Origin of the sequence: Nostoc sp. CHAB 5836 (assembly GCF_020829445.1) — a bacterium.
GTDB lineage: Bacteria > Cyanobacteriota > Cyanobacteriia > Cyanobacteriales > Nostocaceae > Nostoc.
Map to the genome: position 1 here is coordinate 30,780 of NZ_JAIVFV010000007.1, position 25,901 is coordinate 56,680.

A 25,901-nucleotide genomic window follows, 5' to 3' on the forward strand; every position below is an offset into this window, starting at 1 on the left:
AGAAGGCAAAGCTAAAAAACCTCTGATTCCCGACAGTGAATAAAATCATGTCACTGCTACCAATTAAGAATCAGAAGGCAAAGCTAAAAAACCTCTGATTCCCGACAGTGAATAAAATCATGTCACTGCTACCAATTAAGAATCAGAAGCGAAAGCTAAAAAACCTCTGATTCCTAACAGTGAATAAACTCACGTCACTGCTACCAATTAAGAATCAGAGTCAAGGCAAACCAGCGATTACCTTCAGTTCAAACACAATCTGAAACTCAGGAGAAAAAGAATGTCTAACATCAACAACCAAACCCAAGACCTTTACAGCATCGAAGCTGTGCAAGACCTTTCCCATGAAACTGCTGCTGCTATTTCTGGCGGTGCTGCATTGGAACTCTACGATGACAGCAATTTTAGGAGGCTGTTAGTGCAGACAAACCAGGGTACTCGAAATGTGGGCGATCGCGTAAATGACCGTATTACCTCGATTGTAGTCAACGAGGGTGTTTGGAGATTCTACACAGATTCTCAATTTCGAGGTGTTTCTGCCGATTTGGGACGAGGACGTTATGCAAATATTGGTCTCGGTATAATTCCTAATGATTCAATCACATCCTTTAGGAGGATTAGATAGGTTGAGCTAACACGGGAGCAATGCGATTTTGTGACATGCTTAAAATTCAGGTGCTAAATCACCTATTTAGGGGTGCGTTCGCAGCCAAATAACTGTTTTTATTGGGAATCTGGCTCTGTAACTGAGAATTAAAGTCGGATCTAACAAAATCGCATCGCTCCCGTATAGGTGTCAGCAAAATCAACTTATTCACAAAATGAGGATATCAGCAAATTTCTCGCTACTGGCATGACTTACAAGAAACAAAAAATTTTATACTAACTAAGCATTTTTGTCAAAAATAATGCAGTTGGAATTAGGTAAAAATATATTAAGCTAACTTCATTGAAAGCTCAAGACTTATACGTTATTTTTCTTGCCAATTAAGACTCTGCCTTGCTTTGCGCTTATCCAAAGTCCTCTCGGCGGCTCCAAATAGTGAATAAACTCATGTCACTGCTACCAATTAAGAATCAGAAGCGAAAGCTAAAAAACCTCTGATTCCTAACAGTGAATAAACTCATGTCACTGCTACCAATTAAGAATCAGAAGCGAAAGCTAAACCAGCGATTACCTTCAGTTCAAACACAATTTTAAACTCAGGAGAAAAACAATGTCTAACATCAACAACCACGGAGCAGGTATGAACAACATTGAAATTAGTCCACTTTTTCAAGATCTGACATCTGAGCAGGGTGCTGCTATTCAGGGTGGAGCAGCAATGGAATTTTTTGAAGATGTAAACTTTGGAAAAACTACATCAGGTGTCGTTACTAATGATTTGCCTTACGTCGGTGATTTTTGGAACGATAAAATATCGTCAATTAAAGTCTACTCTGGTCAATGGGTATTTTGGTCAGATGCTAACTTTAGTGGTTCAGGTATAATTTTGGGACCAGGAGAATATTCTGACCTCACAAGTTTAAACGGAGGGGTATATAATGATGTCATTTCCTCAGCACAAGCAACCATTAGATAATGACGAACTGACGTTACGCTTTGGAATTACCAACAACTCCATCTCATTCTTTGAGTAGTTTTTGTAGGGAGGTTGGAACGAAATGAAACCCAACATAGTCTAGGCTATGTTGGGTTATTCAGAGCGTCATCAAATCTAGTGATTTTTGTCTACAGGGCAAAGCTGCCTCAGAAATCTATATTCTGAGGCAGTTGAATATCGGTATTGATCTGTGTTGCCTCTACGGCATCAAAAACTTCAGTAATTTAACTATGAAATACTACAGTGTACTGCAACACAGTGAAGAAGACTGTGGTGCTGCAAGCCTTGCCACAGTTGCCAAACACTACGGACGCACCTTTGCCCTCAACCGCGTGCGAGAAGCAGTGGGCACAGGTTCGCGGGGAACCACACTACTAGGTTTGAGACGGGGAGCAGAAACTCTAGGATTCCATGCTCGTCAAGTTCAAGCCACCGCACAACTACTAGAAAAATTAAATGAAGTTCCCTTGCCCGCCATCATTCACTGGAAAGGCTACCACTGGGTGGTATTTTACGGTATAAAAGGGAAAAAATGTATTATCTCTGACCCGGCATTTGGTATCCGTTATCTCAGCTTAAAAGAGTTAATGGCGGGTTGGAGTGATGGTGTGATGCTGCTGCTGATGCCAGACGACAGCCGCTTCTATGAGCAAGCAGAAGATAAAATTGGCGGTTTTGGGCGCTTTTTTGCCCGGATATTACCCTATCGTAACCTGCTGATTCAGGCGATCGCCATCAACTTTGCGATCGGGCTATTGTCCCTCGCCTCCCCCTTAATGATGCAACTCCTCACCGATGACGTACTAGTGCGGGGAGATACCCAACTGCTAACAACAGTGGCAATTGGCGTCATAGCCATGAACCTCATTCAAAATGCCATTGGTTTGGTACAATCTCACCTGATTGGTCATTTTGGTCAACGGTTGCAATACGGGCTAATTCTAGAATACGGGCGAAAACTGTTGCGCTTACCCCTATCATATTTTGAAGCCCGTCGCAGTGGGGAAGTGGTTAGCCGGATTGCAGATGTTCATACCATCAATAATCTAGTTTCCCAAATTGTCCTTGGTTTACCCAGTCAATTTTTTGTGGCTCTGGTATCCTTGGGTTTCATGCTTTTCTATAGTTGGGAACTTACTCTAGCTTCCCTCGCCGCTTTTATCATTGTCACAGGAGTAAACCTGCTTTTTCTTCCCGCCTTGCGCCAGAAAACCCGCAGCCTCATCGTTAAAGGAACGGAAAATCAAGGCTTTTTAGTCGAAACCTTTCACGGTGTTCAAGTTCTCAAAACCACCCAAGCTACAGAACAAGCTTGGCAAGAATATCAGACAAATTTTGGTCGGATTGCTAACTTAGGCTGGAATACTATGAAGTTGGGGCTTTACAGCAGCACAGTCACTAGTATTCTTTCCAATTTGACGAGTATTGGCATACTCTGGTTCGGTTCTAGCTTGGTGATTAATCAGACATTATCCATCGGTCAACTGCTGGCGTACAGTGGGATGAGTGGCAGCTTTCTTGGGTTTTTATCGTCAGTAGTCGGGCTAATTGATGAATTTATCACTGCTCAAATTGTCGTTCAGCGCTTGACAGAAGTCATAGATGCTACCCCAGAAGATGAAAATGACTTTAAAAAACCTTGGGCAGAAATTTCTGGCAATGCAGATATTATTTGTTCTCAAGTTAACTTTCACCATGCTGGTAGAACTGACCTGTTAGAAAATTTTTCTTTAACTATCCCTGGTGGTAAAGTAATAGCCTTAATCGGTCAATCTGGCTGTGGTAAAAGCTCTCTTGGGAAATTAATTACTGGTTTATATCAAGTCCAATCTGGTAACATTCGTTATGGTTTATATAACCAGCAAGACTTATCTTTAGAATGTTTACGGCAGCAAGTCGTATTAGTTCCCCAAGAACCTCATTTCTGGAGTCGTTCGATTGTTGATAATTTTCGCTTCAGTTATCCTGATATTAGTTTTGAACACATAGTCAAAGCTTGCCAAATTGCTGGTGCAGATGAATTCATTAGCAAATTACCCGATAAATATCAAACTGTTTTGGGCGAATTTGGTGCAAATCTTTCTGGCGGACAAAGACAGAGATTAGCTATAGCTAGAGCAATTGTTACTGACCCACCTGTATTAATTTTAGATGAATCCACAGGCGCTCTTGACCCAGTAAGTGAAACTCAAGTTTTGGATAGATTACTTGCTCACCGTCAAGGCAAAACCACAATTATGATTAGCCACCGGACTCAAGTTATCAAACGGGCTGATTGGATTGTGCTGCTTGAAAATGGACGCTTAAAAACTCAAGGAACTCCCGAAGAATTACGTCAGAATCCTGGAGAGCATTTAAGCTTTATTGATGAAATTCCTTTTTCTAATAATGGGTTTAAATCTTCTTTGGTTCTTCGGAATTAGTTAATGTTTATAAAAAAAGTGAAGGTTCAAAACCTCGCCCCTTGTGGGTGGCTTAGTACAACTTTGCATAAATTCGTGGCGAATTGAGGGTTGAAATTTAAACGCATAGGCGCTTCTCTACGAGACGCTACGCGAACGTCTTCCCGCAGGGTAGGATCGCAAAGGTTAGCGCAGAGGAACGCAAAGGTTTAATCCAATACGGTTCACAAAAGGGCTGAAACTCTTTTTTTACGAACCACAGAGGCGCAGAGAACACAGAGAGAAGGAGAAGGAGGAAATGCTTAAATGAACTGTATTGAGGTTTAATCAAGGAAATTTTTTTCGCTACGAACTTGTGAAATTATGTACTTAGTCTAATTGCGAATTAAGAAAAAGCGAATTGATTTCATTGGGTATTTTATATCTACTCAGCACTTATGGTTAGTAACTCTCAAAAAAATTTTTTACCATTAGTTCAAGACAACGAGTTTCTCCCACCAATTAGTCGTTGGACTACATTTGGCGGACTATTTATCCTGTTTGCGTTGTCGTTAGCTGTTCCTGTGGCTGCGGTTGTTAAATATAAAGTTACGGTCAAAGGTCAAGCTGTTGTCCGTCCTGCGGGTGAATTGCGAATTGTGCAAGCGGCGACAGAAGGACAGGTAATGCAGATTTACGTCAAAGAAAATCAAACGCTGCAAACAGGAGATAAAATTGCCACTATTGACGACTCTCGACTGCAAACTAAAAAAAACCAGCTACAAACCAATATTCAACAAGCTAGGTTACAACTAATTCAAACCGTTCCGCAAATTAATGCAATAGATAGTCAAATTCGAGCCGAAAGCGATCGCACTAATCGGACTATCGCCTCTGCTAAAGCTGAATTGCAGGGACGCGATCGCGCTCATCAAGACAAAAATATTACCAGTATCGCTGAACTCCAAGAAGCATCAGCCAATGTCAAAATGGCCCAAGAAGAATTATATGCAGGGCTTGCACAGTTACAATCAGCATTAGCTAATCTCCACGCTACTGAGGCTGCTTTAGGAGCCGCGACATCAAAGCAGAACCGATATGAAAGTGCTGCTAAACAAGGAGCATTATCCCGCGACCAACTAGAAGAAGTACAGCTGGCTGTCAAACAGCAGGAACAAGCTGTACAGGCGCAAAAAGCCACTTATAAAGCCCAAGAAAAAACAAATGAACGGCTAAAACAAGCTGTTAATGGGGCTATTGCTAGACGCGATCGCGCTCAAGCAGTTCTCAATCCCAGCAATGCAGAGGTAGCAATGGCGACTGAACGCATTGCTCAAGAAAAAGCCCCTGGGGAAGTGAATAAAGCATCCTTAGAAAGAGAACTTCAAGCACTTATAAAACAGAAAATTGAAATCGAAAAACAATTAGAGCGCGATACTAGCGAATTTAAGCAAGCTGAAATTGACCTGAAGCAAACTACTATTACCGCTACAGCAGACGGGATTATTTCCAAGCTCAATTTGAGAAACCCCGGTCAAACTCTCCGGGCTGGGGAAGAAGTTGTGCAAATTGTTCCTAGTCATGCACCTTTAGTTATCAAAGCAGCTGTCGGTTCTGAAGAAAAAGGTAAGGTAAAAGTCGGTCAAAAGGTGCAAATGCGAGTCACAGCTTGTCCTTATCCTGATTACGGTACTCTCAAAGGGGAAGTAAAAGCGATCGCCCCAGATGCTGTTAGTTCGCAAAAAAACGATGCAAACTCTGATACAAATTCTATCCCCAGAGCAACTGCTGTAGGCGCTTTTTACGAAGTCACAATTGAGCCAGAGAAACTTGCTTTAGGTCGCACTACAAAGAAATGTCAAATTCAATTGGGTATGGATGGCAGGGTTGATATTATTACCCGCGAAGAAACTGTACTGCAATTCTTGCTCCGCAAGGCAAGGTTAATGACGGATTTGTGAGATCGTCAATCACCAAATTGACGTTATTTTTCAGTTATAAAGGAAAATTTTATTCAACTAAGGGTCGTGGAACCGTGAAAAATTCCTGACGGCGTTGAATCAACACTATAACAACACCGCTTGCAACCACGGCAAAGGCAGAAGGAATAAATGGCAACCATAGCCCTTGTTTTAAAAGAGCGATCGCACAAACTCCATATAAAGTGACAACCGTCACAAAAATGGTGCATCTTTTATGTAAAAGCGAACGAATGCGCCAAATAATCAGACTCCCAACTACAGACCAGCCGCATATCCAGAGAATATCGCCCCAAAAAGGCAAAACCCAAAGAATTGGACGTTGATCTAAAACTGCGCTCAAAACTTGGCTAACCATTTGTGCTTGTATAAATACCCCTGATATTTCTTGATAATCTTGCTGTGCAGTACTGTAGGGAGTTGACCAAGTATCGCTGACAGTGTTAGCTGTCACTCCAATAATAACTACCTTCTTTTTAACTAAATCGGAATTAACTTTATCGCTTAATATATCTTCAAGAGAAACTGTTAGATAATCAGTATTACGATAGTTGACAAGTATTTGAATTCCACCTAAGTCAACTCTTTGTTGATAGCCACCACTCCGACCAGGCTTTAAGCGTTTAAATACTTTAGAACCAAACTGTACATAATCTTCATTTAAATTGGGTTGAATATTTTCGTAAGATAAATAACGAGCAGCCAATTGTAACGAGAGTGAGTAAGGCGTTGTACAAAGGGACGAAGGCTCTTGTGCCATCATCATAATTTGGCGACGCACGATACCATCTGGATCTTGGATTGCATCACTAAAACCCTGACGTTCTATAGGGACTCCAAGAGGTGGTTTAACACCTTGGGGATCGTGTTTACGATCTCTGCCTTTACAGGCAACTACTATATTTTCTTTGCTCAGTTCAGTAGCAAGTTGTATCGGCTTTGATTCATTTCGGGGGTCAGCAAAATCTCTATAAATATCCAGTCCAATGACTCGTGGTTGATACTTTTGTAATTTGTTGAGTAATTGAGCTAACGTACTATCCGAAATAGATTTCACTCCTGTGGTCATCTCTTGTCGGGATTGAATATCTTTTTCGGTAACTTCAACAACCAGCAATCTTGGATCTAAATCTTCCTTTGGTCGCAGGAGTAGCATTTGGTTAAAAGTTTGCAGTTCAGCCTTTTCAAAAAACCCCAAGTATCTCAGACCTATCGTTGAAAGAGTCACAATAGCAGTACTCAGCAGTACAGTCCAAAGTTTGCACTTTCGAGTTGCAATTGTGCTTTTCGTCTTTGGGGTCGAAATTATGCTCTGAGTCGAAACTTCGCCGCGAGTCTCGGTGTCACCCCAACCACCGCGCAGTTCTTGCCAAGTTATCGGAACAGTTGTAGGATTCTGGCAAATCACTGGCAACCAACTAGCACAAGGGAAGTCATTTTCCAATCCCTGAAGTCTTTCCCGCGCTTCTCGCACAGCCAGATAAAATGGCTTTCCACCTGCAAAAGCGACAAGAAAGTTTTTCAAAAACTCCTGTGCTACTAAATCTGGTACCCCTTCCCGCATCACAATCATTTGGGGAATGTTCAAATCAGCTAAATTTCGTGCCAAACCAATGCCATCACAGGAGTTGAAAATTGCCAATTTTAAACCGCGTGTAATTGCTGTCTTAAGTGCATTCTTAAATTGGTAAATTATTAAACTCTCTGTCTGATTGATGTAAATTTCCCCGATTTCTCCTTCTGCAATACTAGCGCTATGTCCGGCAAAAAACAGAATATCCCAATTCTGATTCCACAATTGCTCATCAAGCTCTTTTCGTGTAGGTTCGACAAGGAATGTAGTTTCAGTATCTGTTAAACCTTGGAACCAAGAACGGTCTTGATCAATATCAATACCAAAACTGTTACCGAGAATTGCTAAAATGTTGATTTTAGCTGTGGTAGATTTTTGCACAACATGAGGAAATGCGTACTCATGATTGCTCAAAGCTAATTCAGCTTTAGGATAATGCTCAAAAAAATCCCATAGATGCCAAGGTAGCCGATGCAGTAAAGTTATATTTGTTTCAACAATAACTCTAATTTCATCATCTCGGCTGAGTAGAGTTCTTAACTGTCGTTCAATATTTTGGAAGGGTTCAGATTTCAACCAAGTATTTATATGTATTTGTAACTGATGACACACTTCATCGAAATCATTCACAGAAATATTGGTGATATCTTGTGAATGCACTTTTATACGTTGATTGCTGCCCAAACGTTGATGGACAGCTTCGTAGAGTAACTTCCATCTTCTGTATATCTCGGAAAGTTCTGGTACTGCTGGCAGACTTCCAGTTATTTTAAATAATTGGTTATTGTGCCAAAGTTGAGCCGTGACAACAGGAAATCCTTGATTTAAGTCTCCTCCCAACAAGCTGAAGATAACTAGCTTACTCATTTGTTATTTGTCCTTTGTTGTTTGTCATTTGTCCTTATCTAATGACTAACGACTAATGACCAATGACTAAATGACGAAGTTTTCTGTAATCTGGTAACTATCAAAAGCAACTTGGATCCTAAAACATTCTCCTACTTCTCCATCAAAGCGTTTCAATTGTATGTAGTTATCTTGTTCTCTTGCTTGCACTTGCTGAATGATTTCCTCCGATTCTAAAAGTAAAGCTAACTTGATATTAACAGGTAGATAGAACTCTTCATTAGCAGGATGCAGTTGCACGCGAATACTAACTTGTTGGTTATCCTCTGGTATTAAGGCAACTAATAGCACCACTTTTTGAGACTCTATTTCCATTCCCAAATCAATCAGCTTGGCTCGTTTGATACTACCAACACCGAACCCAGAGCTACTCCTGAAATTAAAAGCTAGACTGTTGGAATTGAAAAGCAAAAATGTTTCTATTGCTTCCCAAGCATTATCGTATATACCTTCTAGCCAAAAACTGAGATTCACTCGCACTTGGGAAGATTGTGGCTGCTGCCGTTGTTGGTACAAGCGTTGCCGCCATTGCTCATTCTCTAGTAGCGCTCCCCAAGTTTTAAATGGCACTGCTAATCTAGAGAAACGAAAAGAGGCATTGCCTAACCGTTGCACAAGATTTTTTGCTTGCTCGGTGGATAATTGTGGTAATGGAGCTACAGCCGCTTTCATCTCTTCTCCTCTGCAAAATTGGTAACTCAAAGAGAAAGCATTCAGATCTTTTGTCAAATGCCGTGCATCTATACAATAAGTCCTATCCACTGAGTCATAGTGAGCCAGAGATTTTAGTTCTTCATGGGTTGTGTAACCCCAAATTCTTACCCACTCGCTATCCGGTTTGACTTGCACTGCTAAATAGTAGTCTGCTGCCCAACTAAGAATATCTACCCATTCCTGAGGTACTTCTAACTCGGTATCATCAATTGCTTCACTGGGGATTAGCACGACTCGCTTCCCCTCTAACAAAATTGCTGTCCCATTGACAAATTCCCAGAAAGCTGGCTTACCAGGGAAACTGTACCAAACACTTGCTTTAGGAAAATCTTCAGTTGAGATCCAATCCAAGAAGGCATGGAGACAAATTTGATTTATGTAAGCGCACCAGCGACTACTAGGCGTGGCATAAACTTGGCTTTGCTGCCAGGATTGCGCCTGAATTGCTGGTGATATCTCTGACAACCATTCTCTTGGATCTGCAAACGCGCAAGTCATTTTTACTACTTTATGAAAACTACAGATTTATGTTGTACTCACCATACTGGTTTCTCAACCATTCTTCCAAAGCAAAACTCATATCTTTAATTTGGTTGGAACTAACAGAAATATTCAAATCCTGGCTCCACTTAATTAGTGCTGCAAGTATTGATTCCCTACCTTTAACTAGCCTGCGAGACACTGTAGGCTGACTCATCTGCAACTGTTGCATAATCTGCTGCTGAGTAAGTCCTTGTTGGTAGTAAAGCTTAAGTACTTCTTGGGTTTTTACATCCACATTCTGTAAAGCTTTTAACAATACAGCAGACATCCGAGATATTTGGTTTTGTCGATTTTGGACATCCTCTTCGGCTATCATATCAGCCATTGGCTCCTCAGAGGATGGGTCCGGCAGCTCAAACGTTACTGTCGTGTCATCATTTTGCTTGAAAGCATTTAGAGATTTCACAGGTGGAAACAAATAAGCTCGCACGTAGACAGCTGTCTGAGTTAACCACTGTTCAATTGTCTGTGCGTTGCGTGCGAGAGTAGGTTGAGTGATTTGGTTTTGGCATTTATGGTTGTATAAGTTGGCAATAGCTTCCCAAAGTTGACGATTCGGTTCTGGTAACTGACTGGTATTTCCTGGTTGATTTTGGACGTACAGTTCGTTGAAACAAGTCCAAGCTAAACGATATTGAGCAACTGCATTTTGTGATAATCCAGCTTCGCTAAGAGCTTCACTAAGCAGCTTTTTGCTCACTTTGCGCAACAATGCCCAATTGGTACAAGTATCAGCTTCCCTGCGTTGACGTAAAATATCTCTCAGCCGACTGGGCATTGCCATCATGGCGTAAGCTTTTAAGCTAGAAGATTTTTCTGGGTTGAAGTCTTTAAGAATTGTTTCAACTTCTGCGATCGCCATTTGGAAGTAATCAGCGAGCAGGTATTGGTTGAGAGTAAAAAATTTTGCAACTGTTTTTGAAGCCGCCCAATAACAAGGTTCTTGTAAATAAGCTAACAAGTGCATTGTGGCAAGATTATTGCAGCCAAAACGCCACTGCTTCTGCCAGTAAAGCGCCCAAAAGTTTTCTGATTTAAGTGCTAATGACGAATGCTCTAAGTGATTTAGAATATTTCTATACAGTTTCGGATCGGTCAACCATTTGCTGAATCTGCCTCTTTCCAACTGCACGAATGTTGAGAACATATCCGTAATTTCTTGGCGAGGACGCATAAGCAATTTAAAATATAAATTGAAATGGGACTGAAGCAACTAAGTAGATAGGCACAAATAAATATAACTATCTAAAGAAAACTAAAACGCTTAAAAGTCTTTACCTTCGGCATAGCTGCTTTGTCTCAAGGATAACTATCTACGCATACCTATTTATCACCTATCTTTAAGATATTATCCCACATCAGTAACATTCCTAAGCTTAGAGGATGTTTGAAAAGTATTTTTCGTAACATCTAAGCCTCCCAAACCTAACCCCCCTAGCCCCCCTTCCCTACGAGGGAATGGGGGTTTCAAAGCCTCTCTCCGCTTCGGGGAGAGGTTTGGAGAGGGGTTTATAGTATACTTTACGACTTTTCAAACATCCTCTTACAGAGCATAACAATTTCTCAGCTTCAACTCTTTCTCCAATTCGGTAAAAATACATCAAGGTCTGACTTTCCCGTTCAGTCTCAAAAAGCTTGCTCACAAGGGATTTATAGAAAAGCGCAGCAGATCGCAGAACTTTTGGGTCTACTGACAGTGATTAACAAATAAACTGATCCCACTGCTACCAATTAAAAATCAATACACTTGGGTTAAGCATTTCTTTCTTCTCTTTGCGTCCAACTCTTACGAGACGCACTCGCGTTGGCGTCCTTCTCCCAGGGGGAGACGCACTCGCGTTTGCGGTTCGTTAAAAAAACTGACTTTTACTCAGAGTTTTAGCCTTAACCCAAGCGTATTGAATTAAAAATCAGAAGATTCAGCTAAAAACCTCTGATTCTCTACAGTGAATAAACTGATCTCACTGCTACCAATTAAGAATCAGAGGAAAGGGTATTTGTACTGAGTGCAAACTATACTCTATTTTTTATCAAGCCTTTAAGTCACGCCATCATAACTGATGGAGTTCACAAAACAATAAAATATTTAAGAAATCAGTTAAGAAATTTAAGAAAGTTAAGCAGATAGATATTTAAAATATTTTAGGACTTACGTATTGACAAAGTAGACAAAAAATGTAACGCGTATGAGTCAGGAAATTTTCAGGCGATCGCTAATTAATTGGGACATTGAAAGACGGATAATACATAAGTAAGTCGGCGTGAATAAATTAAACTAGGTTAAGTAATGTAAAAAATATTGGAATTAGTTCGTAGTGAGGGCTTCAGCCCTCAAATGAGGACTTTAGTCTTCTCTACGAGACGCACTCGCGTTCACTACAGACCTTGAATTATTCACGCCGCTCTACTTATATTGTCTTGATGATGTAGGCTTAGGGTTATCAGGGCAACTACTAAACCCGGATTTCTTACAAGTGATAAAAAATGCTTGGATTAGCCAAATTTAAGATGATTTAATTAATACAGGCTACAAGACTACTGAGATTTTTTCAAAAATCAAATATGACTCCTATGTGAGCGTTTAGTATCAAGCTAGTATAATGTAACTTAGTTGATTAGAGTTCCAATAGATTTGAGGAAAAAATTAAATAAGAGTGTATCAAAAATTGCTACGATAAATTATATTTTCAGTATACAAATAGAAACAGTTGTTGCTTTTAACACTTAACTGTAATAAATATCCTGGACATCAATGTATAAAACTAAACGTCAGCGTGGAGTTGTACTAACTTCCGTAGGAATTAAACGGTTACAATCAGCAATTCTTTCTGTAGAGATAGTAGAAAATAAAGGCGAACACTTGACTTTAGAACAAATAAGCTCGCGCATTCATGTTTCTACTAGAACTTTGAGTAAATTATGGTCTTTAAGTGAAAGTGTAGATCAAAAAACGATAAAACTCTGCTTTAGCGCTTTTAATCTAGAATTGCGCAGCGAAGACTATACCATACTCAACAAAGCAAATGAGACTGAAACATCTGAGTTATTGTCTATTGCAAATATAGGAGAAGATTTATCTCAACGTTCCGAATTAACCTCATTTGTCGAAAAATCTCACACACAAACTGAACAAATAGAAAATCTTTGGTCATACCCGGATGGCCCCATACCTTTAGATTCTCACTTTTATATTGAACGTCCTCCACTAGAGAGAAAGGTTTATCGAGAAGTAACTACTAGTGGCTGCGTGATTCGGATTAGATCCCCCAAACAGATGGGTAAAAGTTCTCTTGTATTGCGGCTTTGTGCCTTTGCACGGAAACAAGGGTATCAGACGGTGAATCTGAATTGTTGCCAATTCGATAGTGAGTGTCTAAATGATTTAAATAAACTGTTGCGTCGTCTTTGCTGGAAAATTGCCAGTCAATTAGGTATTGACCCCAACCTCAAGGAAAAGTGGAATGAAGAGATTGGCTACAACTTGAGTAGCGGCTTCTATTTAGAAAACTATTTGCTCGAGCAATGTCAAAGCCCAGTGGTTTTAGTGTTGAATGAAGTTGACCGCTTTTTTGAATATCCTCACATTTGTCACGAGTTTTTTGCTTTGTTGCGGTCATGGTGTGAGGAAGCACGACACAATCCGAACTGGCAAAAGCTGAGGTTAGTAATGGTTTATTCAACCGAAGAGTACATCTCTATGAATATTAACCTCTCTCCTTTTAATATTGGTCTACCTATTCGTCTAAACGATTTTACTCAACCACAAGTAGAAGATTTAGCTAGGCGATATAGTTTAGACTCGTTGAAAGCTAAAGATTTTGCTCAACTAATGACACTAGTAGGAGGACATCCAGCACTAATTCAGATTAGTTTGTACTATCTTTGCTCTCAAGAAATGACCCTGAAAGAAATAATAGAGGATGCGATGGCCAATGGTGGCATCTACCACGATCATTTATGGCGACAGTTGATCAAACTACAACAAAATACTAGACTGGCAAAGATTTATGCTGAAATTCTGGTAGCAAAGCAAGGTATTTCTCTTAATCCTATTGAAATTTACAAGCTTGAAGGTTTGGGATTAATTCGCTTTGAGGGCGATCGCGTCTTACCACGTTACGATCTCTACCACGCCTATTTTGCAAAACAGCTATATGGAGCTTAGTTTCCGGCTTGCTCCTGAATCTCTCCAGAAATCAACGCGATATAGCCTTAATCTATTACCCATTTCAATACCTCTGGGTTTTTGTTATAGCGGTAGGTTACACCATCCTTAGTAGTCACAGACTTTTCTTGACTAGCCTTGCTTCTAATAGTAGTAATAGAATAGTCAGTTAACGTCTGAAGCTCTTTATGAGAAAGTCCTATAATTGTGGCGCTTGCTGCTGATTCTAGTTTTATTTTGAGTTCATTTTTCGGGTAAATATCTATCGTAATTTGCTCCTTTTGTGATGGGTTAACAGCAATTCCTTTTTGAAATTGATAATCTGGCATAGAAACAAGTTGCCAACTAGATTCTTGTGAAAGCTCTAATACCCATTGATGATAATTAAATAAGCTTTCTCTATGACCAACGCTGATAAAAGTTGTTTTCGTTGATTGTAACTGTTGATATAAATTACGTTCGTTATTTAAATCTAAAGCACTCGTTGCTTCATCTAAGATAGTGAAACTAGGATGTGTAATTAATAGCCGTGCAAAAGCGAGGCGTTGTTGTTCTCCTAACGACAATATATTTTCCCAAGGAACTTCTGTATCAAAGCCATCTACGCGGCTAAGTAAGTGTTGCAGGTTAACTTGTTGCAAAATGTGTTCAAGTTCGCGATCGCTCATTTTCCTGTCTGTGTGAGGATAGAGCAACTGTTGGCGCAAAGTCCCTAAAATGATATAAGGGCGTTGGGGTAAGAATAATATTTCTTTTAAGGGAGGACGCACTAGACGACCAGTTCCCGCATTCCACAAACCAGCAATGGCTCTTAATAAAGAACTTTTGCCCCTACCACTAGGGCCAACAATCAATAACCCTTTTCCTGGCTGAACAGCTAGTGACAAATTTTCAACAATCACCTGTTCATAATTTGGCGTTTGTAAAGTGACATTCTCAAAAGCTAAACGCTCTTCTTCTATAATTTTAATAGTACTAACGTTCTCTGGTTGTTTACTAGCAACCTGTAGTGCATCTGAAAACTCTGCTAAACGCTTTACATAACCAGAAAATCGCCCTGAAATCCCAAACTCAGATATTAGTTCTCCCAGAGCATTAGAAAACATAAAGCAAGCAAAACTAGCTTGGTTAATTTGTCCATAATCAATTTGATCCTGAAGAAATAAAGGTGTAAGAATGAACATCGAGAAGACGCTAATGGCAGACTGATATGCTCTGCCAAAAGCGTCTTGTCCTCTCTCTAAATTTAGTCTGCATTCGGCAGTTTTTAAAACATTATTAAATCGACGCTGGATTATATTTAATTCTTCATCTTCTCCCTGAAAAAAAGCGATTGATTCAGCGTGATTACGAACATGAGTTAAGCAATATGCAAAATCTGCTTTAAATGCAAGTTCTTCTTGACTAACTTTATTTATTCCTTGATTCAAGGAAACAGCTATTAAATTACCTACGATTGTATAAATAACTAAATAAATTGCAATGTCTGAAGAAACTATCCAGATAATTATCAAAGCACTGACCATTTCTAAAGATTTTTCTAGTAAAGAAGATGAAAATTTCAAGCCAATACTAGTAATAGGTTCTATTTCTTGGGATAAGCGTTGATCTGGATTATCTATATCAGATTTAAAATTGATTTTATAATAAGCTTGATTGCTTAGATATTTTTCTAAAACATGAAGATTTAGCCATTTGTACCAGTCAAGAATTATTTTCTTTCTGACATATCTCAAAAGAGTCACTAACAAGACCATTCCGACAATAATAAGACTGGACAGCCATAAAGTACTATTATATTTATCCAGGTCTCTCTGTTCAATAACGATATCAATTACATAGCGATTCCAGTAACTATTTGCAGCATTTGCACCGACAACTACGACTATTAATAATACTAAGAAAATCAGCATTCCCCATGAGCGAATCACATCTGAAAATGCTCTTCCTTCTGCTTTTGTTGGATACCAATAAGGCCCGGCAACTACTTTCACATCCTGCCAAAATTGAATCAAGGCTGAAAAAGGATTTATTGTATTTTGCTCACGCACAGATGGAGTTTGCATATTCTAAAAATGTAGCCGTTACTAATTACACTAGGAATTTTGAAATGGCCTTTGAGAATTAAGTTAAACTCAGAGGCCATTTTTCCTTTTAGAGAATGTCTGAAAACTTTTACGGTGTTGTATTTGAGATTTGTAGATCCCCCTAAATTGCCCTTTTTAAGTAGGACTTTAATTAAATTTCCTCCCTTTTTAAGGCTACGTGCATACACAAGTCTAAAATAGTTTGGCGGAGGGCTAGGGGGTATCAAATCGAATGCACTAAGTCAATGGTTCCTCATCAACAATTTCGACTGTTCTCGGAAAAGGGCCTTGGTGAGGGTCAGTAACGACTACTGGGCTAATATGATGTTTCAGTTTGAGTTTTAACTCATCTGAAATGGGCAATTCTTGAATTTCTTTGAGAAGAAATCTGACAGATTCAGTTTTGCTACGTTCTGTATAGACGAGCTTGAGAATGTTTTCAATTCCAAATCCCGCTATATATTCCCCTAGAACGGCTACCAGCCCAAGCAAGCCTAAACCTCCTAAGAGTCCGAAAGGCCCGCCCAGCGCTGAAAGCATAGCGACAACGGCAGCGACATTACCCCCTGCTGCACCCGTTGCTATTACGAAAAGTATGCCAGGAAGGCCTAAACCAGAAATTTTTTTGACGAGTTCATCCATTGTACTTACCTACAATCCTTATAAAGTGAAAACATGACTAAGAGAGTCATTACTAATTTCTTTTGTAAAGAAATTAAAAATCTTACATCTTGCATCAGTTAGCTGGTGCAAGATGTAAGGAATCTGATTTATCCTAACAAAAGACTACACAGTTCATCGATTTGTTGACTTTTTTGAGATATTAGTCGATGGGCTATAGCTTGTAGCTGACGAGTATTTTGGAGTTTGGTATTATCTATTTCTTCTAGTTCACTATCTAACAATGTTTGAAAGCGATAATAAAAACTTTTAGCTTCTTGATCGCTAGGTTCAAACAACTGTTCTAATTCTCCAGCTACCACTTCACTACTAGCATCAAACATAATATTTAAAAGCGGTCTTCCCCATTGCAAGAGTCCCCAATTTTTGACTTCTTTATAAGGGTGGACACTCGTCAGCGAACCTGTACCTAAAGAAACTACTAAAATATCTTCTGTATTGAGGACTTTTTGTGCTTTTCGTTTACTACTAATTTGTGCTTCTAAAATAGCTAAATGGGCTGGATTATTTGCAAATACTCCACCATCGATTAAAGTATAGCTGATGCCGCTATTGTGGGGGTTTACAAGCCGATGAGGAGCAAAATAAGTCGGAGTGGCACTAGTTGCTAATGCTGCATCTAGGAGCGAAAAACCTCCACATAATTTCTGAAAATTCTTAGATTCTATTTGCTGCTTTTCTAGTTGGTTTGTAAAAAATATCGGAATTCGCTGCTCGATATCGTAACTCGTTACAAAAACTTCTTTGAGATTATTTTCTATAGGGGCGTTACCAAAATATTTCCTGAAAATTTCTTCTTTGCTTTCAGAAGGGTATTTTGGCTGGAGAAATATATCCTCTAATGGGCCAAGTAGTCTTTCAAACAACGGCTCATAAAATATTTCTACCCCATACTCAAGAAATAACTGTAGGAGATCCTCAGCAGTGTATTCAGCTACTGGCAAGTTATCAGATACATCGGAACTTAATCGTGGTTTAGTTAGTCCAAGTGCTAAAATTCCGCCACTGGAAGTGCCAGTAATTAAATCAAACAAGCTGAATATAGGCTTTTGTGTCCGCCTTTCAATTTCTGATAGGAGTAATGCAGGAATAATGCCCCGAATACCGCCTCCATCAATGGAAAGTATTTTATATTTGGGACGGGCTTTTATATTCATGGTTTCTGGCGATTCCTCCTGAGTTAATATTTGTGCTTGTTGGATATTGACGGGATCTTCGGTTTGGTCTGTTTTGGTTTCCTGGTAATGTGGCTGGAGAGCGATCGCGGCTGGAATAATCTGGGATTCTTCGCTGTTTGTTTCTGTCTGTTGAATTTCCTTTGATTCGTCTTTATCGTTGCTTACTAACGATACTGTTGCTGCTAATAAATTTGTGGTTAGTGGTGAGATATTTTCTTCGGGAATAACTGCTGTATCAATTTTGATCTCTTCTTGAATATCTTCTTGATTGGATAACTCTGCTGCAAATGGAACTGGATTTAATGATTGTGTTGCAAATGGAATTTCTGCTAAAGTCCAAATAGGATTACCACGAAAATTTCCTTGATAGGACTTTCCAGTTTGGTTTTTGACAGTTGTACCTTGCCCTTCGTCTAATTTCCAGTAAGCCACTAATCCTTCCTCATCGCCGACTATTAGCCCACAACGATGAGTCTGGATTTGTGCTTGAGTACAGGGATAATTCCAAAGGCTAATGTTTGCTAATTGTCCTTTGAAATAGACTTGTTTGTGTAACGTTGCTCCCAGAGTTATAGAACTTGTGGCTTTGTTTAAAGATGAACCTCTAAGAGAATCGTTGTATTCATGATCGTCAAGATATACGGCTAGTTGACCACTATTAAAAACAATAGCAAAAAAATGCCATTGTCCTATAGTTAATTCTCCTTGCCCAAAGGTTTTGATACCCTTGCTAACACTTTCATCAATGTAGACATCTAGGCTTCCTGTTTCACTGATGCCGAATTCAAAATTATCACTGAATCTCTCTGAAGAACGGGCAAAAAATACATTGCGTGTTCCGTAACTAGTGGCTTTATTTGTTAGTTCATGTGGATTTACCCATCCTGAAACCGTAAAAGCTGAACTCCCTTGAGCGAAAATGCCGCCAATATCGTTTCTGCCAAAATCTATATAATCATTTACCCCATCAAATGTTAAAACTGTTTGTGTATTTTCTAGGTTGATCACAAGGGCTTAATCTCCAACTGTCAGTAACTCGTGCTTTTAAATCAAGGATTTAATATCAATAAAATTAATAAAGCAAATCTCACTAAAAACTTTCAAAGTGGTAGGTGATATAGACGCAAAATCGGCTACTTTCTTCTAGAGTACGCTACTGTAAAGTGTTTTTTAACTGAGTACTTATAGGATAGATAGAGGATAAGAAAAATAGGACAAGGCTCAATTTCCTAATTTTTATTGGTCAGTAATACTTCTGCGATCGCCCGCGAAATGGGGTAGTGTGGTGAATATATCTCCATCCAAAAAAATTCCCCGACTGGGTTAACTTCGAGGAATACATGCCGACCATCGGGGGTGACAATAATATCAATTGCTCCATAGTTTAAGCCAAAATAAGCCATCAGTTTGAGCAGTTTTTTCTCAATATCTTCTGGCAAATCGTAGGGGTGCCAATTTTTAACTAAGGCTCTCCCCTCTTTGCGCCAGTCATAAGTAGATCCTGACAAGCTTTGGGAATCAACTGCGGCAGTAAATACGCGGTGTCCAACAACAGTTATCCGCAACTCCAACGCCTTGGGCACATTTTCTTGAAAGGTCATTGGACAAAAACGCAGTCCTTCCATATTCTCCAGATCATCATTTGTAACTGGAGTGGTAAACACAACGTTTTCTCGTCCCTGCTGATTATAAATAGCAAAGGAAGATAGCATCTTGGTAACTATACCTTGGCTACACTCTTGAGCAAATTGCTTAACTTTTTCTGGATTGTTTGAAGTCAGAGTATGTGGAATTACAAGACCAACTTCTCGTGCAACTTGCAATTGTAGTTGCTTATTATTAGCCCGATCCACATTGAACATTTGATCAAAGTGAAATCCCTGAAGGCTGGCAATCATACCCCTGACTGTGGCGCGACATTCGTTAATTGACGCATCTCTGTATTGCTTGTCCATTGATTCGGGGATTTTTTCTCCGTAGCGCATCCGCCGATACCAAACTGAGGAGACCTCACTCAAATCTAGCTTCTGTTCGCCATCAGTAATAATTACTCGTTTAGTACCGCCGGAGTAAATATCTAGCTTGACTTCGGTGGGATATCTGTCTGTGTCAAACCGAAATGCTTTTTCTCCCCTAGCCTCAATTTCTTTAATGACTAGAGGAATGCTTTCGTTGTCTTTACTAAACGTGACTATTAATACGGTCATAAAAAGTATGAAGTGTGAAGTATGTAGACGCCTTTTGGGTGGCTTGCCGCAGGCTAATATCAAATATTGAATTTTTGATTATTCATTCTTTCTTTGAAGTAGGGCGTCTGCGATCGCACTTGCAATGGGTAAGTCTAAATCCTTTTCCAGCATTCCCCACTCCCCCAGAGGGTTGATTTCCAAAAAAACGTATTCCCCTGATGGTGTGACGATGAAATCTAAAGAACCAAACAACAGCCCGAATTTCTCCATAAAGGCTTTGAGACGACGAACTACTTCATCAGGAAGCTGGTGGTGTTGCCATGCGCCAACCTCAACACCTGGTTTACGCCAATCAACTTTGGCTCCCGCATACACATCTGCATTTAGCGCCCCCACAAATACATTACCATTCACATACACTACCCGTAATTCCTGTTGCTTTGGAATTTGCTCTTGAAAAACCATTGGGCAATAGCGCAGTGATTCGGCATCTTGTAAGTCTTCTTCCTTGACGGTGCTGGTATACAGAAAAAACGAAGAGTTAGCTTCCATACTGCGGGAAAGAGTAGTTAAGAGCTTGCTTACCATTTTGCCGTTGACTTGCCCGAAAAACTCTCGTGCTGCTTGGGCTTTGTTGGTAACAAGAGTCTGGGGAATAACAAAACCTACTTCAGACGCAATCCGCAGTTGACGCAGCTTGTTACTTGCATAATCTATCCGCTCTAAATTATCTACCCACGTAGCTGCCTTCAGGCTGTCCCAAAAACCATCTAAAGTTGCAAGTGATTCTCTAACGCAAGCTTCTCGGAACTTTGGCGCTAATTCTTGACTCAGTTTTGGTTCCCAAATACGGCGCATCCATACACCTTGCACCTGCTCTGTGCTAATAGAGCAGTTGTTACATTCTATAGTGTGGTAGCTTTTAGACTTCTCAAAATGTGCTGTTAATTGCACTTCTAGAGGAAACTTATCAGTATCTAGACGAAATGGTTGCACCCCTTTTTTTGATAAGGCTTCTGCCACTCTATCTATTGTGAATAAATCACCACTGTGGGTGATTAATAAAACAACGTCACGAAACAGGTGCATAGATATTTTTTATAATTATTTTAGGGATAGCTATTAATTAATAGCAAAATAACTGCTTTCTATAACCCAAACTTTTTGAAGAATTTAGGTAGCTAGAAAAAGCAATCACCTCCATGTTATGGACAAGGTAAGATGAAAGCGATCGCGTTTCTATGAGTAATTTTCAGTTATTTGATAACTGCTACTCTATATAAATTAGAATTCAGCAAATTACGAGGTATCTTTCCGATAATAAAGGTATTTTCAGATGTAAAAGAATAAATTATTTATCTTCCAAATCTGAAGGAAACTTGTAAGTCCAAGGAACCTCTGTTCCTTCAGTAGCTTGCTCTTCCAAGAAACGCGCAAAGAATGGTATCGCTAAGACATCCACTGTTTTGGCTGTGTTTGTAGGCATAGAGTTTCCCTTAAAGTAAATTGGTGTTTCCATTACAGATATACAGGGTAAGGGCATCTAATTTTGTAGCTCTTGATACAGACAAAAAGCTTAAAGCTTTATCTAAATATCAATTTTTCATTCAAAATCGGACGAATTGTCGTAAATGATTGAAAAAACATGGTTCAAACAGTTTTTTATGTTTTCAATTCATATAAAGACAAAAATGTCAATCCCACCCCTTGGCTAAGTGTAGTAATTTTGAACTTATTTGTGCTTTGGGTGAACCCCAAAACTACCGTGTCAATAGGGTTTGAGATGCACTTACCCTGTACAGATATATCAGTAATTAAATATATTTTCAAGGTCAGTTAAGACAGTTAAGTAGTAATTATTCTCAGGTATTCAAGAAATTTAAGAAAGTTAAGAAAAAGTTATTCAATAATTATAACTGTTGAGTAATCAATATTACCCACATTCCGCACCCTAACTGTCATGTAAGGGTTTTTACGGAGAATTTGTCCCTTGAAATAGAGTAAATTTTTACCTAATTTGTGGAAACAGTCATATTTTTTTACCGAGTCTAAGTGAAATTTCGATTCTCAATAAAAGGAATTAATAACAAGCTTATTTTGGCACGGTGATGCCTTTCACCCCTAACTGCTTTGTATTAGATTGACAACATTTTATAAGGGGTTGTTTAGCTAAATTCTCTAAATCTACCGATTTAAGCAAATTCATCCACTCCATCGCTAGAGTTGGATCTTCAGGTTTGCTAAGACGCAATTCAGCCAAAGTAGTCAAGGCATCGTACCAAATACCATTCTCGCCATAAAGGTTTAGCCGTTGCTGAGGAGTTGCTTGCTTCAAGCTATCTACTAATTTAGGATTTGGATTAACCCGTTGCACCCATCCTTCCACATACTCTCGTTTTGGAGGTTGTTGTGGATTACAAATGACTTTTATCTTGAAAAACCAGTGATACATCTTGTCTACTTGCAATGAGGGAGTATTTGCGTTTAAGCGAATGCTAATAATTCCTGGTACTTCTGGTATTGTTACTATTGTTCGGTAAAAAGTTTGACTTTGTTTACTTGACTCATCTTTGATAACAAACTCAATGGAATCAATTAGAGATTTTTGATAGGGGACAAAAAACCAAAAAGTTGGATATTCCTGATTCGTCAGTCCCCAAACTTTAGTAACAGCAATAGCTTCTGTTTGTCCTTGATTGACTATCTCTTTGTATACAGGTACAAGTGCAACTATAGATTGATTCCCAACACTACAACCACGACTTGCAGCCCCTCCGCGATCGCCTGCTGCACCCCTGTCTGGAGGAGGCGGAGGAGGCGAAAATTTCTTAGGAGTAGCCGCAACTGGTGTCATCGAAATCATGGGAGAATAGCCGATAATTCCCAACAAAGTCATTCCCAATGCAGCGATTAATTGTATTTTTTGCAAATGGCTTTTCATAAAACCTCCTAACTACTGTCTGCTGAACGGCGATTTTCATGCTTCAAATGGGCGTTATTATGAATTTTTAAATTTTATGTTTAAGTAAGTTGTAGCTATTAAACTATTACCTACTAAAGCCAACATAGCAGGAATCAGGGGAACCCAACAACTATATACAATTAAAAATATAAAACAGCTAACGTATAAACTGAGAATCGCTATTCCTCCTGCCAAGGTTAAGTAAATGAATCGGTGCAGATAAGCAGTAAACAAACCGCCTAAAAAAGACCAACCCCAAATCCAAATTACCTCACCCCAAAGCGGCCAAGTCCACAACAGAGGTTTTTCGTCCAAAGCAGCACTGAGCAGTTGACTGACCATTTGGGCTTGTAAAAATACTCCTGGTATTGCCTGTAATTTTCCTTGAGGAGTGATGTAGGGAGTTAACCAGTAATCACCAAAAGTTTCTGCTGTTGTGCCAATAATGACTATTTTATCTTTGACTGCATTGGCATTTAGCTTACCCCTTAGCACTTGTTGTAAGGTCATACTTGGTGCGTTGGCGAAGCCTGCCGAAGGTATCGCTTCTGGTGAAGGAGAAGAACGATAATTTAATAAAATTTGGTGTCCCAAAGCATCAACCCTTTGATAACCTCCGGTATGAGCTTCTATTGGTTTAAATTTCACCTTCCCTAATTGCCACGCGCCATCAGGGGTAAATTGCAACCGAATTCCTTTCGTATACAGGTAACGCAGCGCAAGTTGAACATTCAAGGCATAGGGCGCAGTACAAGGAGATGAGGGCGCAGGAGTTAATGCTAACAGATGGCGACGCACAACATTATCTGAATCGATGGCAATATCGCTAAAACCGAGACTATGTGAAGAAAGTTCTGGGGGTGGTTTTACACCTGGTTTTCCTGCTTGAGAATCGCTGAGTTGACACACCCCGACAAAGCGATCGCTTTTTCGCATCCTTGCTGCCAATGCTGGATAATCCTTATCCACTGGATAATCTCGGTATATATCCAAACCAATAACTTGTGGTTGATATGCCTCTAATTTTTCTAACAGTTGGGCAAGTGATTTGTCTGACAACGAACCTTGAGGTTTTTCCGATTTTTGCGCCTGGACATCTTCTTCAGTCACAGTGACAATCAGTAGGCGTGAATCTGGTTTTTCAGGAGGACGCAAGCGTACCAGTTGATCAAATGCACTTAACTCTAATGGTTGCAGCACACCCAAATACCTTACCCCGATTAATATTCCAGTTACTACTATGCTCGCCAGTAAGATCGATGAGAAGCCAAGCCGATTTGTGGTTCCTCTAACAGGCGTGGTTTGAGACAAAGATGCCGTTGAATTGGGTGTATTTCTAAACAATTCCCCCCAATTCAACGGCATCTCAGCCGGATTTTGAAAGATGACAGGCAACCATGTAGCGCAGGGAAATTGGTTTTCTAGTCCCTGTAACCTTTCTCGTGCTTCCCTTACGGCTAAATACAAAGAGCCTCCCCGCGTGAAAGCTTCCAAAAAATACTTTAAAAACTGCTGCGCCACGCGATCGGGTACAGGCTCTCGCATCACGATAATTTGAGGAATATGTAAATCTGCAAACTCCCATGCCAATCCCAAGCCATCACAGGAATTGAAAATCGCTAGTTGTAAACCTCGTTCTACTGCCTTTTTCAAGGCATACTTTAACTGGCTAATTGTTAAACTTTCTGTTTGATTGATGTAGATTTTTCCTGTTTGATTCGTTTCCTGGGTAGAACTATGTCCGGCGAAAAATAGAATCTGCCAATTCTGCTCCCATAGCTGGTCAGTAAGGTCAAGGCATTGTGGTTCAACTAAAAAAGTGATATCTGTATTGGGTAACAAATTAAGTAGCGCCTGGTCTGCTTTGGTATCAATACCTTGACTGTTACCCAAAATCGCTAAGATTTTTACTTTGTCGGATGTAGTTGCTATGCGGTTAAGGTTGACTTGTTCGTAGGCATGAGCGCTCAGGGCTATTTCCGCCTGGGGATAGCGTTCTAGCAAATCCCAAAGATGCCAGGGGAATTTCTGTAATCGCAGGTCTTTGGTTTGTAAAAGCACCCGAATATTATCCGCAAGCATGAGTTTTTCTAACAATTTCTCGCGGATGGAACGAAAGGAATCGGAAGCAAGCCAAGTATTAAAACTTACTTTAAATTCCTCACTCACCTGCTGGCAGTATTCTAGACTGGGAACTTGATTAAGTTCTTTAGGTAGACCAATGGGACGAGATGGCAACTTTAAATTACGATAAATAGATTGCCAACGATGATAATCGCGGAGAATTCCTGGGTTGGGGGGAAGCTCACCTGTGATTTCCACAGTCGGGCGGACATTTTCATCGCCAATCTGTAGAGTCACGGTAAACCCTTGTTCAAAGTTTCCCTCCCCTAACTTTAAGATGATTAACTTGTCCACAGCTAGTTCTCCCTAGATGTTGAGTATGCCCGTAGGGGCACGGCACTGATCATTTGTGTAAACTTAAGCCGAAAACTATATCAGACAGGCGTTTTACAAATCCCTCACGCCCTCATCCCCTAACCCCTTCTCCCTTGGGAGAAGGGGAATTGAATGTCTAGCTCCCCTCTCCCCAAGGGAGCTACGGTGTACACAGAACCCAAAAGCCTCTACCCACGTTTTTGTGAGAGTGAAACTGTTACACTCACTGACATCCCGCCCAGAAATTTATTTCTGGGCTGATAGCGAAAGTCCACTGAAAGTGGACTGAATTAATGATTTAGTCCACTTTCAGTGGACTTGGGCTATGAGACTCGGAATTGATTCCGAGGCGGGATAGAACACACAGCGAGATTCATTGGTTGCGGCAAGACTTGTGTGTACACCGTAGCCCCAAGGGAGAGGGGCTGGGGTGAGGGCAAAACGTTGTCACCAAGGGGGTTTCACGTTAAATTGACACCAATGGGCACTGCCGTGCCCTT

16 protein-coding genes are annotated in these 25,901 nt (G+C 40.0%); 5 read left to right on the top strand and 11 right to left on the bottom strand.

The window, feature by feature from the left end; all coding sequences use genetic code 11:
• Positions 1–280 precede the first annotated feature (280 nt).
• The 4 genes from LC605_RS02650 to LC605_RS02665 all read left to right on the top strand — a co-directional run bounded on the left by LC605_RS02650 (position 281) and on the right by LC605_RS02665 (position 5,946).
• On the top strand, positions 281–625 hold the full coding sequence (locus LC605_RS02650; protein WP_229546026.1) for a beta/gamma crystallin-related protein: 345 nt from the start codon (positions 281–283) through the stop codon (positions 623–625).
• A gap of 592 nt (positions 626–1,217) precedes the next feature.
• A complete protein-coding gene (locus LC605_RS02655; RefSeq protein ID WP_229546027.1) occupies positions 1,218–1,583 on the top strand; it encodes a beta/gamma crystallin-related protein in 366 nt (121 codons plus the stop codon).
• Positions 1,584–1,834: 251 nt separating this feature from the next.
• Entirely contained in the window at positions 1,835–4,027 is a 2,193-nt protein-coding gene (locus LC605_RS02660; protein WP_229546028.1) for a peptidase domain-containing ABC transporter, read from the top strand.
• Positions 4,028–4,443: 416 nt separating this feature from the next.
• On the top strand, positions 4,444–5,946 hold the full coding sequence (locus LC605_RS02665) for an HlyD family efflux transporter periplasmic adaptor subunit (protein ID WP_229546029.1): 1,503 nt from the start codon (positions 4,444–4,446) through the stop codon (positions 5,944–5,946).
• Between the two features lie 49 nt (positions 5,947–5,995).
• Here the strand turns inward: LC605_RS02665 and LC605_RS02670 are convergent, their stop codons facing one another.
• The 3 genes from LC605_RS02670 to LC605_RS02680 form a co-directional block, all read right to left on the bottom strand.
• Positions 5,996–8,404: a CHASE2 domain-containing protein gene (locus tag LC605_RS02670; protein WP_229546030.1), complete on the bottom strand. Its 2,409-nt coding sequence runs from the start codon at positions 8,402–8,404 to the stop codon at positions 5,996–5,998.
• Positions 8,405–8,470: 66 nt separating this feature from the next.
• Positions 8,471–9,655, bottom strand: coding sequence for a DUF1822 family protein (locus tag LC605_RS02675; protein ID WP_229546031.1), 1,185 nt, complete (start codon positions 9,653–9,655; stop codon positions 8,471–8,473).
• Positions 9,656–9,674: 19 nt separating this feature from the next.
• Positions 9,675–10,847, bottom strand: a complete 1,173-nt coding sequence (locus LC605_RS02680; RefSeq protein WP_306426839.1) for a sigma-70 family RNA polymerase sigma factor — start codon at positions 10,845–10,847, stop codon at positions 9,675–9,677.
• A 1,605-nt stretch (positions 10,848–12,452) separates the two neighbouring features.
• Here LC605_RS02680 and LC605_RS02685 point away from each other — a divergent pair.
• Complete coding sequence (locus LC605_RS02685; RefSeq protein ID WP_229546033.1) at positions 12,453–13,865, top strand: AAA-like domain-containing protein; 1,413 nt, start codon at positions 12,453–12,455, stop codon at positions 13,863–13,865.
• Between the two features lie 47 nt (positions 13,866–13,912).
• Here LC605_RS02685 and LC605_RS02690 read toward each other — a convergent pair whose 3' ends face one another.
• From LC605_RS02690 to LC605_RS02725, 8 genes are all read right to left on the bottom strand, one after another.
• On the bottom strand, positions 13,913–15,931 hold the full coding sequence (locus tag LC605_RS02690) for an ABC transporter ATP-binding protein/permease (protein WP_229546034.1): 2,019 nt from the start codon (positions 15,929–15,931) through the stop codon (positions 13,913–13,915).
• 258 nt (positions 15,932–16,189) lie between these two features.
• Entirely contained in the window at positions 16,190–16,594 is a 405-nt protein-coding gene (locus LC605_RS02695; RefSeq protein WP_229546035.1) for a hypothetical protein, read from the bottom strand.
• Positions 16,595–16,722: 128 nt separating this feature from the next.
• Complete coding sequence (locus tag LC605_RS02700) at positions 16,723–18,819, bottom strand: patatin-like phospholipase family protein (protein WP_229546036.1); 2,097 nt, start codon at positions 18,817–18,819, stop codon at positions 16,723–16,725.
• 221 nt (positions 18,820–19,040) lie between these two features.
• Entirely contained in the window at positions 19,041–20,018 is a 978-nt protein-coding gene (locus LC605_RS02705) for an MvdD family ATP-grasp ribosomal peptide maturase (RefSeq protein WP_229546037.1), read from the bottom strand.
• Between the two features lie 78 nt (positions 20,019–20,096).
• On the bottom strand, positions 20,097–21,089 hold the full coding sequence (locus tag LC605_RS02710) for an MvdC family ATP-grasp ribosomal peptide maturase (protein ID WP_229546038.1): 993 nt from the start codon (positions 21,087–21,089) through the stop codon (positions 20,097–20,099).
• A 262-nt stretch (positions 21,090–21,351) separates the two neighbouring features.
• Positions 21,352–21,486 (bottom strand): microviridin/marinostatin family tricyclic proteinase inhibitor, encoded by a 135-nt coding sequence (locus LC605_RS02715; protein ID WP_229546039.1) that lies wholly within the window; start codon positions 21,484–21,486, stop codon positions 21,352–21,354.
• 606 nt (positions 21,487–22,092) lie between these two features.
• Positions 22,093–22,941, bottom strand: a complete 849-nt coding sequence (locus tag LC605_RS02720; protein ID WP_229546040.1) for a DUF928 domain-containing protein — start codon at positions 22,939–22,941, stop codon at positions 22,093–22,095.
• Between the two features lie 57 nt (positions 22,942–22,998).
• On the bottom strand, positions 22,999–25,380 hold the full coding sequence (locus LC605_RS02725) for a CHASE2 domain-containing protein (RefSeq protein ID WP_229546041.1): 2,382 nt from the start codon (positions 25,378–25,380) through the stop codon (positions 22,999–23,001).
• Positions 25,381–25,901 lie beyond the last annotated feature (521 nt).